Origin of the sequence: Streptomyces sp. NBC_01384 (assembly GCF_045040035.1) — a bacterium.
Lineage (GTDB): Bacteria > Actinomycetota > Actinomycetes > Streptomycetales > Streptomycetaceae > Streptomyces.
The window spans coordinates 570,205-582,695 of sequence record NZ_CP109560.1 but is presented as its reverse complement, the minus strand read 5'-3'; the positions used below and the strand labels follow the sequence as shown (position 1 = coordinate 582,695).

Sequence of the window (12,491 nt, the reverse complement as noted above, 5' to 3'; positions counted from 1 at the left end):
ACACACAGGCAGCGTCACTCACCACGGAGACCTACCCATGACGAACCTATTGGATCTTGTTCTTGAGGCCCATGGCGGCCTCCAGCGGTGGCGAGAAGCAAGAACCATCCATGCCAAGGGGTCCATGGGCGGGCTCCTGTGGACCCTCCGCGGGCAGGAGGGAATTCTCGCCACGGCCGACATGACCGTCGATGTGCAGCAGCAGCGCGTGGTCTATGAGGGCTTCACCGGCCCGGGGCTGCGCGGCGTGTTCACGCCCGACCGTGTCGCGATCGAGAGGCGGGAGGGCGAGGTCGTGGCCGAGCGGACCTCCCCACGGGAAGCCTTCGCCGGCCACGGCCCGGACACCCCCTGGGACCAGCTCCACGTGCTGTACTTCGCGGGCTACGCCATGTGGAACTACCTCACGGCCCCCTACCTGCTGACGCGCCCCGGCGTCGTGGTGGAGGAACTGGAGCCCTGGCAGGAAGCCGGCGAGAACTGGCGACGGCTGCGGGCGGCCTTCCCCGATGCTCTCGCAACACACGCCAGAGAGCAGATCTTCTACTACAATGCTGCGGGCCTGCTGCGACGCCATGACTACGCTGCCGAGGTGCTCGGCGGCGCGCCGGCTGCACATCTGTGCGAGAAGCACGCAACGGCATCGGGACTGGTCTTCCCAACTCACCGGTACGTCCTGCCCATTCAGGAGGATGCGCGGGTCCTGCCCGAGCCGGTCCTCGTCACCATCGATCTCACCGAGATCTCTGTTGCCTGACCGCGGCACGGGTACACCCCCGCGCAGGCATCGCCCACGGGCAGCTGTTCATCGCCAACCTGGCACGTGCTCCCCGGCGGGGGCCGAGAAGCGGGCCGCGCACGTTCACGCGGCCCGCGTCGCCTACGACCAGCGCCACGCCCCCGGCCAGGGGATGTGAGCCGACTCCGGCGGTGAGTGACCGTGGTCGCTGCTGCTGTTGCTGCGTGACGCTTGACCGTGTCGTCCCGGTGCTCGGCGTGGGGGCGGGCGACCGTATTCCGGTAGGGGAGGGGCCTGTGTTTCCTCGCCCGGGCGGGCGTGACGCGACCGGGGGAATGCCGTGCGTCGTGAGCGGGTCACCAGTCGTTGTGGTCCAGGCGGACCACAACGGCGTAGCCTAGGGGCATGGGGAGAAAACGAGGCTTCGACGAGGCCGTTGTGCTGGATGTCGTACGCGACCGGTTCTGGACGACCGGATTTGCCGGCACGTCCACCTATGACCTCATGGAAGCGACCGGGCTGGGCAAGGGCAGCATCTACAAGGCGTTCGGCAACAAGCACGACCTCTACGTGCGTGTCTTCTCCGACTACTGCCAGGACCTCGTCGCCCAGGCCCGCGAGCAGCTGCAGGGCGGCCCGGAAGCGGTGCTCCCCTCGCCGATGGCGCGACTCGAGCGCTACCTCGTCTCCCTCGCCAACACCTTCGCCGGTGAGTCGCCCCACCGCGGATGCTTCCTCACCAAGGTCACCGCGGACCGCGCCGGTGAGGACGAGGAGGTGGCACAGACGGCCCGCCGCGCGTTCGACGATCTCGCCGGCGTCCTCGCGGCCGCGATCCGCGACGCCCAGGACGCAGGGGAAGTGGCCGACCATGTCGACTCCTCGGCTCTGGGGTATCTGCTGCTGAGCGTCATCAGGGGCATCGATTCCATTGCCAAGGCGGATGTCGACGCGGCGACACTCGAGCAGGCGGCGCGATCCGCCGTGGCCCTGATTCCGAGGGCAGACCCACCTCGTGCGGAGGTCTGACCCCCGTCGAAGCGCCCGGCCGGCTGCCGACCCCAACTACATCCAGCACAGCGCCCACACCGCACCGGGCCGCGAGAGGCTGTTCGACCTGATCAAGGGCCTCCCCGCGGAGCTGCGCCATGGACCGGACCTCAGCATGGCCGAGGGCGACATGCTGACCGGCCTGGGCAGCAGCACCACCATGCGCGCACGCTTCCGCATAGCCCTCCGTACATGAACTCGGAGGTGCCGTGAGCGAAGATGCCCAGCCCCAGGACATAGATGACGAACGGCATGATCCAGCTGCTCCGTAAGGTGGTCGAAGGACGAACCAGGTGGCTTCCGCTCCGCTCCCTGCGGGCACTGCGCGCAGGTGAGGGCTCCGCTTCAAGCCGGACATCGCTGATGAGGCGGCGCTGCCATCCCGGTTCACATCCAGCTTCGCGCCCTCTGGCCCTTACAGGCCCCCTGCGCGCGCCTTGCTGAACCCAGGTCCAGGCGGTCCACCTTCACCGAACCCGGCAGGGCACTCCAGCGGTAACACTGATTGCAGGATCAAAACGGCGAACCGGGTGACTTCCTGGCCGGTCACGCATACGCCGGCCACCAGATTGTCCACCGCGTCGGGCAACTCCTCGGCGGACAGCCCTCAGGGGTAAGCCCCGCTGTTTCTGGGTCTCGAGGTCCACGGCCCTAACGGGCCCTCGATCACCTGGCGCCACTGCCACACCGTTCCACCCGTCTGCCGGACGGGCCGCAAAAGGGAGATCACCAATGACTGAATTCACGCCTTTGCCTGATTTCGCTCAGGGTCCGGAAATCCCTGAGTCCGGTTATGTCGTCACTGACCTGGGCGGCGGTGTCCACGGCGTCACCCAGGGGATGATCAACACCGTGTTCCTGGTGACCAAGAAGGGCGTTGTCCTCGTGGACGCCCCTCTGGTCCTGGGTGACAAGCTGCTGGCGGCCATCGAGGAGGTCACTCCGAAGCCGCTCACTCACCTCATCTACAGCCACGCGCACTCCGACCACATCGGGGCAGCTCACCTGCTGAACCGGGACGGCCTGAAGATCATCTCCCACGAGCTCACCGGCGAGTTCATCAAGGAGGCACATGACGACAGGCGGCCCCTGCCCACCGAGACCTTCAGCGGGAGGCGGAAGGAGCTGGACATCGACGGAGTGAGGTTCGTCCTCGATTACACGGGGGACTGGCATCAGGCGGGCAATCTGTTCATCCACCTCCCGGAACAGAAGGCCATGGCGGCGATGGACAGCTTCACCGTCAAGAACGCGCCGTTCTTCCGCCTTGTCTTCTCCGCGCACGTGCCCGCGTACTTCGACGCCATGGACCAGATGCTGGAGTACGACTTCGAGACCATCGCGACCGGTCACATGTCCCTGTACGGCACTCCCGAGGACGTGCAGACGAATCGTGAGTACATTCGCGACCTGCGGACCTCTGCTGTCGAGGCGCTGCGGACGGTGGATCTGAAAGAGGCCGCGGCCGCCGCCAAGGTGTCGGCGAGCAATCGGCAGGCGGAGCTCAAGGTCTGGATGGACGCGGTCGTCGCTCGCGCAGCAGAACTGATGCCGTCCTGGGAGAAGCGCCTCGGGGGGAGCGACATCTTCCTCGCCGACAACCTCAACGCTGTCGCATGGAGCGTCTTCATCGACTGAAGGTCGGCTGTTCGGCGTTGGGCTGGTCGTCCCATGACTCGATTTCAATCGAGCCGGGGGCATCGGAAGGTGACGGAAGCCCGTGAGGGCCCTCCTCGTCCACCAGGCCGGCCGGCAGGTGCGGGGCGGTGCCTGCGAGCTCTTCCAGCGAGGCCCGCACCGCCTCGGTGATCAGCTCCAGCCGGAACTGCGGATTCGTTGATCACGCGGACCGATGGGGGCACCTCCCGCTCGAGCGAAGCCGAGAGTGGGGGAGGCTCCCGCAACATCCGTGCCCGTGCGTGGGAGTTGTGGCGACGCGGGGTCCCGTCAACGGCCCCTGACCCACCCGGACACCTCGGAGTGGGACTGGACGCAAACGACACATCACCGCCAGTGATGCCCGTTGTGCAGGCCGTCGCTTTAGCGATGCTTTAGCGACGGGTAGTTGACAGCTGCCCGGCTTGATTTCCCAGGCGAACCCGCGCTGACCTGCGGACGGGTCGCCACAGGGGAGGGGCCGCCCGATAGCCGGCCAGCACCAGGGCCGTGGTGGCCGGTCCAGGGTGCGCGCAGCGCATCGCGTGAGCGACGCCGAAGGCGCCCTTGACGGGCCGGCGTGGCCCGGACGCCGATCGCGCGGGCGGCCCCGGCTCACCCGGGGCCCGGCGCTTACCGAACTTCCCCACCCGCTTGAGGACTTGATCAAGTGAGGCGAGGAGCAGCTTTGGACGTTTTCAAGAATCCCCGTCAACGTCGGGCTTTACGCCGCTCATGCGCGGGTCGGCTCCATCGGGGGTCCCTGCCGGTCAAGGCCAGTGCGCGGTCGAACAGGGGCGCGTGGGTTTCTTGTGGCACCTCGTCGGTGAGAAGGCCCAGGCCGCGCATGCGAGGTGCCTCACGCGTGTAGGTGTCGAACGCGGCCTTGGCCAAGGACGTGGGGACATTGACAGGCTGACCGGTGGCTACTGCCGTGTCCCAGGCGTGGATGGTGAATTCGGCGATGAGGATCTCGCCGAGGGCAGTGGCGGCCATGGGCGGTCCGCCGAGGCTCGCCTCCCCTTCCCATGCCGTCGGCTCCGACCAGGCTTTTGCTGCCGGCTCCGCTTTGCCGGCCAGCAGTTGGGCCCAGGCGGACTCCGGTCGTCCGGCGAGGAAGGGCACTGGGTTGGCGGTCAGCAGGCTGAGGTCCTCTGCCGTCCGGGTGCCTATGTCCCTTGTCATAAGGAGCATCATGGCGATGTGGTTGACGAGATCCTTCACCGTGAACTCTGAACACGGAGTCGGATTCTGATACTGGTCCACTGGCGCGCCGTTGACGGCGTCCACGACCAGATCGATGCTCTGTGTCAGCAGTTCCGCCCTAGTCGATGGCATTGTGCGGTGTCCTTTCTTCCCGTGCCTCAGGCCGGGGCGAACGGTCGTTCGACCGTGTGCGGCTGGGTCAGGGGGCGGTCTGTGCGACCGGATCTGGTCGCCTTGTTCGACATGTCGTCATGGTGATGGTGTGGGCACTTGCGAGCGCGAAGCGTCATACTCCGGCGATCGGTGTACCCAGCGGCGTCCGGGACGTTGGTCAGCGCGACAGTTGTCGTGTGTCCGTACCCTGCGCTGCCGGCGAAAACATGCTGCTGCCCGGTAGAACTCGGCTGTCCTGATGCCCCTTGGCCTTGCCCTTGGCCAGGTCCGCGGCAGCGACCGGCTCGTCCTGGCCGGCAACAAGGGGGCAAGGTCGTCGCACGCTGTCACTTCCGGCAGCCCGTCAACCCGGAAAACCTGGTAGGCGTTCATGTTCCGCGCACCTCCTTGGCGGCGCACCGGAACTGACCGGGCCGGTCAGTTCCGGTGCGCCGTGCCGTGCCCGGAAGGGGAGGATGCTTCTGTAGCCGCCGGGGTACTCCAGCTGGCGAGCAGCCGGAGCGTCTCCGCGGAGGCGGAGCCGGGTTCGGCGGTGTAGAGGCAGACGGTCTGGTCGGGATCGGCGGGAAGGGCCAGCGTTTCGTAGGAAAGCGTGAGCTCGCCGACCACGGGGTGATGGAGGCGCTGGGTGCCGTGGGCACACTGGTCCACGCGATGGCTGGCCCACCAGGTGTGAAACTCGGGCACCTTGATGGACAGCTCCCCGACCAGCTCGTTCAGCTGGGGGTCGTCGGGTTGGCGGCCGGCCGCCAGGCGCAGGCTGGCGACGAACGTCTCGGCCGCTTTGTTCCAGTCCGTGTACAGATCACGGGCGGCGGGGTGGAGCAGGACGAATCGGGCGAGGTTGCGCTCGCGGTACGGCAGTGCGTCGAAGTCGGTGATCAGCGCGTGGGCGAGGTGGTTGGCCGCCAGGACGTCGCTGCGGTGGTTGATGACGAGGGCCGGAGAGACGTTGTCCAGAACGTCCAGCATGCGGTGGACCGCCGGCCGCACCCGTGGCACGCGGGCCGGACGGCGCCGGCCCGGACCGGGTGTCTTGGGCCGGGCGAGCTCGAAGAGGTAGCCGCGTTCGATGTCGTCCAGGTGCAGAGCGCGAGCCACAGCCTCCAACACCGTCTCCGAGACGTGAGGGTGCCGGCCCTGTTCGAGGCGGGCGTAGTAGTCCGTACTCACCCCGGCCAGGTGTGCGACCTCCTCGCGGCGCAGCCCCGGCACCCGGCGCGCGCCGCCGCTGAAGTCCACCCCCGCGTCCTCGGGGCGCAGACGGGCCCGTCGCGAGCGCAGGAAGTCACCCAGTTCGCCGTTCTGTTTCATGTATCCAGTGTTAGCACCGCAGCCCCTTGACGGGTTCGGTGAAGGTGGACCACCTGGACCTAGGTTCAGCGAGGCGCGCCCAGGGGGTCTGTAAGGGCCGGGGCGCGAGGCTGGATGTGAACCGGGATGGCATCCGCCTCACCAGCGATGTACGGCCTGAAGCGGAGCCCTCACCTTCACCGGCATCAGCGACGGTCTGATACCCCTGCGGCACCGCGACGAAGTCCAGGCTCTGCGGCAGGCCCTCCGAGCCGCCCCGAGTGAGAACCTCAACCGTGACCAGCTCTGCCGCAGGATCCACCTCGCCGCCGGGAAGACCCCGACGGCGGCCTCGGCGATCGTGGACAGCCAATCCGTGGACGCCACCGAAACCGTCTCCCAGTAGGTCGGCGCCGCGCGTTCCAGGCTCGCGGCCAGGACCTCGTCCTTGCTGGTGAACAGCTGATACATCGACCGCTTGGACACCCCCGCCGCCCGGCACGGCGCCTCGACTCCCACAGGGACGCCCTCCCGGTGGAAGAGCAACGCTGCGGCCTCCGGCAGCCGCTCGCGAGGTGCGGCAGCCGCCGCGGGCGGCGCTGTCGTCGCGGCGGGGGAACTCACGTTCATGCCGGCCAGGCTACGTCATCGACTTGCCTGCAGAAACCGTTCGGTTTACGGTGATCCGGAACCGATCGGTTTCCAACGTGCGAGGAGAAGGCCGATGACCGCAATCGCAGGCTCGACCGTCCTGGTCACCGGGGGCAGCAGGGGCATCGGCAAGGCACTGGTCGAAGACCTGTACACGCGGGGCGCCAAGAAGGTGTACGCCACCGCCCGCGACCCGAGGACCGTCACCCACCCCGACGCCGTCGCGCTGGCCCTCGAGGTCACCGACCCGGCCTCGGTGGCCGCCGCCGCCGCGGCCGCGCCGGACGTCACGATCCTGATCAACAACGCGGGCGCGGCCGTCGCCGCCTCCTACTTGACGTCACCGATCGAGGACGTGCGCCGCGAGTTCGAGACCAACTTCTACGGACCGCTGCACACCACCAGGGCCTTTGTCCCGATCATCGAGGCCAACGGCGGCGGCCACCTGCTCAACGTGCATTCGGTTGTGTCCTGGATCGCCCTCGGCGGCTCCTACAGCGCGTCCAAGGCCGCGTTCTGGTCCCAGACCAACTCGCTGCGCCTGGACCTCAAGCCCCGCGGCATCAACGTCACCGGACTGCACGTCGGCTACGTCGACACCGACCTGGCCGCCCGCATCGACGCCCCCAAGTCCTCCCCCGCAAGCGTCGCCGCGTCGGCCCTGGACGGCGTCGAAACCGACGCTTATGAGGTGCTGGCCGATGAGGTGACCCGCCAGGTCAAGGCAGGCTTGTCCGGCGACCTCGGTGCGCTCTACCCGCAGCTTGCGCACTGATCACTCAGAGCCCACGTCGGGCCTCGAAAACCACTGCGGAGAAGGACGCGAGCCATGAGCTCCGCGACCACCACCCAGACGTCCGCCGAGGAGACCACCACCACCACCGACATCGTCGCCCGGATGGTCGATCTCTACCCCGGCTGGGAGAACCGCCGTACACTGCGGCACTCGGCCAACGCCGCCCTCGACCGCAAGGCCGGCCAGCAGCAGCCGAGCAACACCGGGGCGGCGCGCAGATCCCGCCCCCCAGCAAGTCCCCTGGAGCCGTGACCACGATGACGATGACCGCCACACCTGCTGCGGCGACAGAGCCCGAGGGGCCGCACCCGGTCTGGCGCGTGCTCACCGAGCGCGCACAGGCCGACAGCCGGCCCGGCGCACGCACCGACGGGCACCGCGTCGCACTGGCCATCGAGGGCGGCGGGATGCGCGGCATCATCGCCGGCGGGATGGCCCTGGCGCTGCATGAACTCGGCCTGACCAACGGCTTCGACGCCGTCTACGGCGCCTCCGCCGGCGCCGCGTCCGGAGCGTGGCTGCTGAGCAGCAGCCCGCAGTCGCTGCGCTTCTGGGCGGATTCCCGCTACGCCAGAACGGTAATCCGGCGCTCGAACCCTCTGCGCGGGCGGCCGCTCGTAGACCTCTACGCCTTCTACGAGGTGCTCTACCGCTACGGCGACCGGGACTTCGCGCCGATGGACTTCGCCTCGATCCTGGCCAGCGATATCGAGTACCACCCGCTGGCCACCGACGCCGCCACCGGGGACTCCACCGACCTGCGGCCCTTCATCGACGACGCCGCGGAGTTGCGCCTGGCGCTGCGGGCCAGCGCCGCGCTGCCGCTCCTGGCGGGCGACCCCGTGATGCTGCGCGGGCGCCGGTTCTACGACGCGGGCGTCTCCGAATCCGTGCCCTACCGAACCGCGCTGGCCCAGGGCGCGACCCATGTCATGGTGCTGCGATCCAGGCGTGCGATCGACGCGGCGCGCCCCTCGCGCTCCGCCCCGGTCATCGCCAAGACTTTGCTGCGCCGTGAGCCCGCGACCTTGCGCCGGGTGTTCCTCGACCGCGAAGCGCGCCTGGCCGAAGACGACACCTACCTGGCCCACCACCCGACGATCGTCTCGATCCGCCCCGCCCCGGGCACACCGCCGGTCGGCCGCCTGGCTCGCCAGGGCGACCTCCTCGAAACCGCACTGGAAGCCGGGCGCGCCGCCGTCCACGAGGCCCACAGCCACCTGTACGACGCCCGAACACCCAGCGGCCACTGACTCCTGAGAGGGCGTTACCGGTAGTTCGTTAAATCCGGCGGTAGTGCGGGTTGACGGCAGGTCGGGTTGGTCGTAGGCCGGTGGTAGGAGTCAACTGCCTTGCTGGGAACTGAAGATGACTGCTCGTCGTCCGTGTCCGCCTGCGCCGCGGCCGTTGGAGGAGTACGCGGCCCGGTTCGACGACCTCTTCTTCAGCCTGGCGCAGCGGCGGGGGTTTCGTGAGTATCTGACCGGGCTGCTGGCGCCGCGGGAGCGGAACAGGACGATCACCTGCCTGGCAGGCGCGGAGCCGGTGACCGGCGCGGGGATGCCGGGGGGTGCAGCGGCTGCAGTTCTTCCTGTCCGAGTCCCCCTGGGAGGCCGAGCAGGTCAACGACCGGCGGCTTGAACTGCTCCGCGAACAGCCGGCGACCGCTCCGCGCGACGGCGGGGTCATCGTGATCGACGACTCCGGGGACCGCAAGGACGGCACGGGCCACCGTGCACGTGGGCCGACAGTGGCTGGGCCGGTACGGCAAGACCGACAACGGCATCGTCACGGTGACCACGGTGTGGACCGACGGCCGCGTGTACTACCCGCTGCACGCGACTCCTTGCACCCCCGCCACACGCGGTACAGGAGGAGGTACAGGCGTGTGACGGCTCGTCCCAGACAGTCCGCTCACGCATTGCTCACGTATGCGGGGCGTTCTCACCTGCGGCGGAGTGGGCGTCTCTGGGCAGGGCGCGGGGGAGGGGTGTACTCATCACGCCGCAACCGCCGTTACCTGCGGCGTCGGCAGATCAAGCACACCATCCCCGAACGCCGTGACCAACAAGCTCACAGCCAACGCCGTGGCAACAGCGGCGGAAGGCCCGCCAGCGGCCGCGCTCGTCGTCAATGCGCTGCTGACCCAGGCTGGGAGGCCGGTGCAGAACAGTCCCAGGATGCGAAGTCCTGACGAACCGCGTCGGTTGTATCGGGGGCAGGCCGGTGTTGCTGGAAGGGAAGTTGTACAGGCGTGCTCTACCAGTAGTGGCGTCGGCCGCCGACCGCGTGGCCGACGGAACCGAGGATGAACAGGACGACTCCGATGAGGAGCAGGATGATCCCGATCGTCCACAGGATTCCGATGTTCAGGACGAATCCGACGACGAGCAGGATGATGCCAAGTGCGATCACGGCGTTCTTCTTTCTCTCCGGCCGGTGTGCCGGCCGCTGTGAGGCGGGATGCCGTTCACTTCCTGGACCCGTTGCGCCTCGCCTCACGGGTGTGTTTGTCAGGTGGTGAGCAGGCGGTTGAAGAACGAGCGATAGTGGCGCAGGGCCCTGCGCAGAGCTTCGGTGTCGACCTGCTCGCCTCGGCTCCACTGCTCTTCGAGGTTCTTCTTGTGCTCGTCGAACGTCGCGGCGAGCGTCTGCATGACCTTGGCGACCAGGTTGTCCGCGGCCTGTACCGCCTGGCGAGGATCGTCAACGAAGGCACCCTGGATGTTCTCCCACTCTTTGCGGAAGCCTTCCTCGTCCTGGGATGTCAGCAGTTGCGGCATCTCGTCGGCGTCTGTGGTCCGTGCGCCCACCGCCTCGTCCGCTACGGGGGTGGCCCCGTCGCGGGACGCGAGGTCGTCAGCCGCATCCGTTCTGTCGTCGCCCTCGCTCGGGTAGACCGGGGGCGGTGGAGGGGTGTTCGACGCTGCGTCGGCCTTGCGGGGCTGGGCGAGGTCCTCCGTGGACAGCCCGCTGTCACGAGTGTGCGGTGTGTCGTCGCGTTGCATGTCTCCTCCGTGTCCGTTCGGTCCCGGCTGCCCGAAGGTCAGGCCGGGGCGTGGCGGGTCTGGCCGCCGTCGGAGAGAAGTTCGTCGAACAGCGCCCGGTAGTGCACCATGGCGCTGCGCAGTTGCTCGGTGGTGGCCTTGTGACTCGCGCTGAGTGTGTCGATCTCGTGAGCGGCTCGGTAGTGCTCGAGGGTGCGGCCGTGCTCGACGGAGAGATCCTTGAGCTGCTGGCCGTAGCTTTCGGTGGGGTAGCCGCGGTCCTGCATCAGGGAGGTCACCAGATGGTCTGCGTCGTGTACGGCGTCCTCGGGCCGGTCCACGAACTCGTGCTGCACATTGTCCCAGTCCCGTGAGTAGCGCTCGCGGAGACGGTCGGGCAGAAGCTTGATGTCGAGTTTGTCGTGCCGTTTCTCGCGTGCGCTGAGCTCCCGCTCGGCGGCGAGCCTGCTGTCGGCGCCGTCGACGGTCCGTTCGTACTCGGGGCCGAAGCGCTGGCGCAGAGCCCGGTGCCGCAGGAAAAGAGCCAGGGCCGCGGCAATCAGCACGACGACCACTGCGACAGGAATGACGATCGCCAAAAGCATGCCGGTAGACATCTGACCGACCTCCTCGTGGATAGGCGAAATTGGCGCCTGCAGCAGGGAGTTTCAAGACCGACCCCGGCAGCTCAGATCCCGCCGGCCCAAACCTCCCTGACAGCGAATGCCGGTCCGCCGCCGGTGTTGCGTGTTCTGGCGACGGCTGCGGTGAGTTGCTGCTGGACCGGGCCGGGCAGGGGCGCGCCTTGGACGGTGGTGACGACGTCCTCGGCGAGGCGGTGCAGTTTCGTGTTGGTGTTCTGGGACGCTGTGACCAGTACCTGCCACGCCTCGTCGGGGTTCAGACCGAAAGAGGCCATGAGGATGCCGCGTGCCAGGTCGATGTCCGGATGGGTGCGCAGCGCGCGCCTCAGCTGGACGACTTCGGTCCGCAGGAGGTCGTCGTCGGTTTCCTCGCGTGGCGGCCCGGGTTTTCGGGCGGGCGGGTCAGCATGCTCGTGGGCGGGGGAGAAGAGGCTGTGGGTGTTGGTATAGGTCAGCAGTCGTTCGACGGCGGGGCTGGCCGTGGTGACGGTGACCGTCTTCCCCGCCGCGACTGCGTCGCGGCGAGCGGCCAGCAGCACGTTGAGTGCAGAGCAGTCCGCGAAGTGAAGTTCGCTGAGGTCCAGGTCCACACCCTCGGCCGACCGCATGATTGCATCGCGCAGGGCGTGCCGGAGGCTCTGGCAGTTGTCGAGGCAGAACTCTCCGCTCACGGTGACGGTCACGCGGATCCCGGCCGGCCCTGCCTGCACCGGCAGCGCGCCGGTGGACGACGGTGTGCGGTCGGCTTCGTCGCTGACGAGCGGTGTGTCCGGGGACGGTAGCGTCGTCATGCTCGCCTCCTCCGGTCCTCCGGGTTGTTCTTCTCCAGGCTCAGCCGCCTCTACGTGACACGTCAACCCCTACACGAATTTATCTTCGTGTTTTTGGGTGCGTGAACGTGTGGTCGTAACATGGAGTCGTGACGGAAGTCCATGGAGTGCCCGAGCCGCACACGGGGTGGACGTTTCTGACCAATCACGCGCGCGTGCTGGCCAGCATCGCCGACAACCACCACGCGCGGGTCCGTGACATCGCGGCGCGATGCCGGCTCACGGAACGGGCCGTCCAGAAGATCATCGCGGACCTGGAGCAGGACGGATACCTCTCCCACACCCGCCACGGCCGCTCCAATCGGTACAGCATCGACCCGGACAAGGTGCTGCGCCACCCGGCCGAGGAGGGCGTGACCGTGGCCTGCCTGCTGTCGATGCTGGCCAGGGACGAGGACGAACGCCACGGCGCCAGCGACCATGCCCGGCCCGGTTCGTGAGGGGATGCGGTCTGCCGCGACCTAG

The 12,491-nt window shown here is 68.1% G+C and carries 16 protein-coding genes and 1 pseudogene; 10 read left to right on the top strand and 7 right to left on the bottom strand.

The annotated features are described in order from the left end of the window. Positions 1-37: 37 nt before the first annotated feature. From OG747_RS50270 to OG747_RS50255, 4 genes are all read left to right on the top strand, one after another. On the top strand, positions 38-757 hold the full coding sequence (locus OG747_RS50270; protein ID WP_331743909.1) for a hypothetical protein: 720 nt from the start codon (positions 38-40) through the stop codon (positions 755-757). 387 nt (positions 758-1,144) lie between these two features. Continuing rightward, positions 1,145-1,768, top strand: coding sequence for a TetR/AcrR family transcriptional regulator (locus tag OG747_RS50265; protein WP_331743912.1), 624 nt, complete (start codon positions 1,145-1,147; stop codon positions 1,766-1,768). After that, a complete protein-coding gene (locus OG747_RS50260) occupies positions 1,755-1,985 on the top strand; it encodes a hypothetical protein (RefSeq protein WP_331743915.1) in 231 nt (76 codons plus the stop codon). The genes OG747_RS50265 and OG747_RS50260 overlap by 14 nt, the downstream gene beginning before the upstream one ends. Positions 1,986-2,521: 536 nt before the next feature. Next, on the top strand, positions 2,522-3,427 hold the full coding sequence (locus OG747_RS50255) for an MBL fold metallo-hydrolase (protein WP_331743918.1): 906 nt from the start codon (positions 2,522-2,524) through the stop codon (positions 3,425-3,427). Between the two features lie 729 nt (positions 3,428-4,156). Here the strand turns inward: OG747_RS50255 and OG747_RS50250 are convergent. From OG747_RS50250 to OG747_RS50240, 3 genes are all read right to left on the bottom strand, one after another. Continuing rightward, positions 4,157-4,783 (bottom strand): TIGR03086 family metal-binding protein, encoded by a 627-nt coding sequence (locus OG747_RS50250; protein ID WP_331743921.1) that lies wholly within the window; start codon positions 4,781-4,783, stop codon positions 4,157-4,159. 459 nt (positions 4,784-5,242) lie between these two features. Further along, positions 5,243-6,139 (bottom strand): helix-turn-helix transcriptional regulator, encoded by an 897-nt coding sequence (locus tag OG747_RS50245; protein WP_331743924.1) that lies wholly within the window; start codon positions 6,137-6,139, stop codon positions 5,243-5,245. Positions 6,140-6,277: 138 nt separating this feature from the next. Further along, a complete protein-coding gene (locus tag OG747_RS50240; protein WP_331743927.1) occupies positions 6,278-6,748 on the bottom strand; it encodes a TetR/AcrR family transcriptional regulator in 471 nt (156 codons plus the stop codon). A gap of 94 nt (positions 6,749-6,842) precedes the next feature. On the opposite strand from OG747_RS50240, the gene OG747_RS50235 reads away from it, so the two are divergent. The 5 genes and pseudogenes from OG747_RS50235 to OG747_RS50215 form a co-directional block, all read left to right on the top strand. Beyond that, on the top strand, positions 6,843-7,544 hold the full coding sequence (locus OG747_RS50235) for an SDR family oxidoreductase (RefSeq protein WP_331743930.1): 702 nt from the start codon (positions 6,843-6,845) through the stop codon (positions 7,542-7,544). A gap of 54 nt (positions 7,545-7,598) precedes the next feature. Next, the gene (locus OG747_RS50230) at positions 7,599-7,817 is read left to right on the top strand and encodes a hypothetical protein (protein WP_331743933.1); all 219 of its coding nucleotides are present in this window, start codon (positions 7,599-7,601) and stop codon (positions 7,815-7,817) included. 5 nt (positions 7,818-7,822) lie between these two features. After that, positions 7,823-8,818: a patatin-like phospholipase family protein gene (locus OG747_RS50225; RefSeq protein WP_331745015.1), complete on the top strand. Its 996-nt coding sequence runs from the start codon at positions 7,823-7,825 to the stop codon at positions 8,816-8,818. A gap of 480 nt (positions 8,819-9,298) precedes the next feature. Continuing rightward, positions 9,299-9,457: a hypothetical protein gene (locus tag OG747_RS50220; protein WP_331765124.1), complete on the top strand. Its 159-nt coding sequence runs from the start codon at positions 9,299-9,301 to the stop codon at positions 9,455-9,457. An 89-nt stretch (positions 9,458-9,546) separates the two neighbouring features. Continuing rightward, positions 9,547-9,675 (top strand): annotated as a pseudogene (locus OG747_RS50215) (IS5/IS1182 family transposase); the annotation flags it as partial. Positions 9,676-9,824: 149 nt separating this feature from the next. On the opposite strand, the gene OG747_RS50210 reads toward OG747_RS50215, so the two are convergent. The 4 genes from OG747_RS50210 to OG747_RS50195 form a co-directional block, all read right to left on the bottom strand. Beyond that, entirely contained in the window at positions 9,825-9,980 is a 156-nt protein-coding gene (locus tag OG747_RS50210) for a DUF6131 family protein (protein WP_331743936.1), read from the bottom strand. Between the two features lie 98 nt (positions 9,981-10,078). Beyond that, positions 10,079-10,573 (bottom strand): hypothetical protein, encoded by a 495-nt coding sequence (locus OG747_RS50205; protein ID WP_331743939.1) that lies wholly within the window; start codon positions 10,571-10,573, stop codon positions 10,079-10,081. A gap of 38 nt (positions 10,574-10,611) precedes the next feature. Next, the gene (locus OG747_RS50200; RefSeq protein WP_331743943.1) at positions 10,612-11,169 is read right to left on the bottom strand and encodes a hypothetical protein; all 558 of its coding nucleotides are present in this window, start codon (positions 11,167-11,169) and stop codon (positions 10,612-10,614) included. A gap of 71 nt (positions 11,170-11,240) precedes the next feature. Next, positions 11,241-11,987 carry an ANTAR domain-containing protein gene (locus OG747_RS50195; RefSeq protein ID WP_331743946.1) on the bottom strand — a complete coding sequence of 249 codons (747 nt, stop codon included), beginning with the start codon at positions 11,985-11,987 and terminating at the stop codon, positions 11,241-11,243. Positions 11,988-12,115: 128 nt separating this feature from the next. On the opposite strand from OG747_RS50195, the gene OG747_RS50190 reads away from it, so the two are divergent. Beyond that, a complete protein-coding gene (locus tag OG747_RS50190; RefSeq protein ID WP_331743949.1) occupies positions 12,116-12,466 on the top strand; it encodes a helix-turn-helix domain-containing protein in 351 nt (116 codons plus the stop codon). Positions 12,467-12,491: the final 25 nt, after the last annotated feature.

Bases quoted from the DNA above. Each gene is read 5' to 3' on its own strand.
- OG747_RS50240 (WP_331743927.1), bottom strand. From the start codon at position 6,748: ATGAACGTGAGTTCCCCCGCCGCGACGACAGCGCCGCCCGCGGCGGCT.
- OG747_RS50225 (WP_331745015.1), top strand. From the start codon at position 7,823: ATGACGATGACCGCCACACCTGCTGCGGCGACAGAGCCCGAGGGGCCG.
- OG747_RS50265 (WP_331743912.1), top strand. From the start codon at position 1,145: ATGGGGAGAAAACGAGGCTTCGACGAGGCCGTTGTGCTGGATGTCGTA.
- OG747_RS50255 (WP_331743918.1), top strand. From the start codon at position 2,522: ATGACTGAATTCACGCCTTTGCCTGATTTCGCTCAGGGTCCGGAAATC.
- OG747_RS50200 (WP_331743943.1), bottom strand. From the start codon at position 11,169: ATGTCTACCGGCATGCTTTTGGCGATCGTCATTCCTGTCGCAGTGGTC.
- OG747_RS50235 (WP_331743930.1), top strand. From the start codon at position 6,843: ATGACCGCAATCGCAGGCTCGACCGTCCTGGTCACCGGGGGCAGCAGG.
- OG747_RS50195 (WP_331743946.1), bottom strand. From the start codon at position 11,987: ATGACGACGCTACCGTCCCCGGACACACCGCTCGTCAGCGACGAAGCC.
- OG747_RS50250 (WP_331743921.1), bottom strand. From the start codon at position 4,783: ATGCCATCGACTAGGGCGGAACTGCTGACACAGAGCATCGATCTGGTC.
- OG747_RS50245 (WP_331743924.1), bottom strand. From the start codon at position 6,139: ATGAAACAGAACGGCGAACTGGGTGACTTCCTGCGCTCGCGACGGGCC.
- OG747_RS50270 (WP_331743909.1), top strand. From the start codon at position 38: ATGACGAACCTATTGGATCTTGTTCTTGAGGCCCATGGCGGCCTCCAG.
- OG747_RS50205 (WP_331743939.1), bottom strand. From the start codon at position 10,573: ATGCAACGCGACGACACACCGCACACTCGTGACAGCGGGCTGTCCACG.
- OG747_RS50230 (WP_331743933.1), top strand. From the start codon at position 7,599: ATGAGCTCCGCGACCACCACCCAGACGTCCGCCGAGGAGACCACCACC.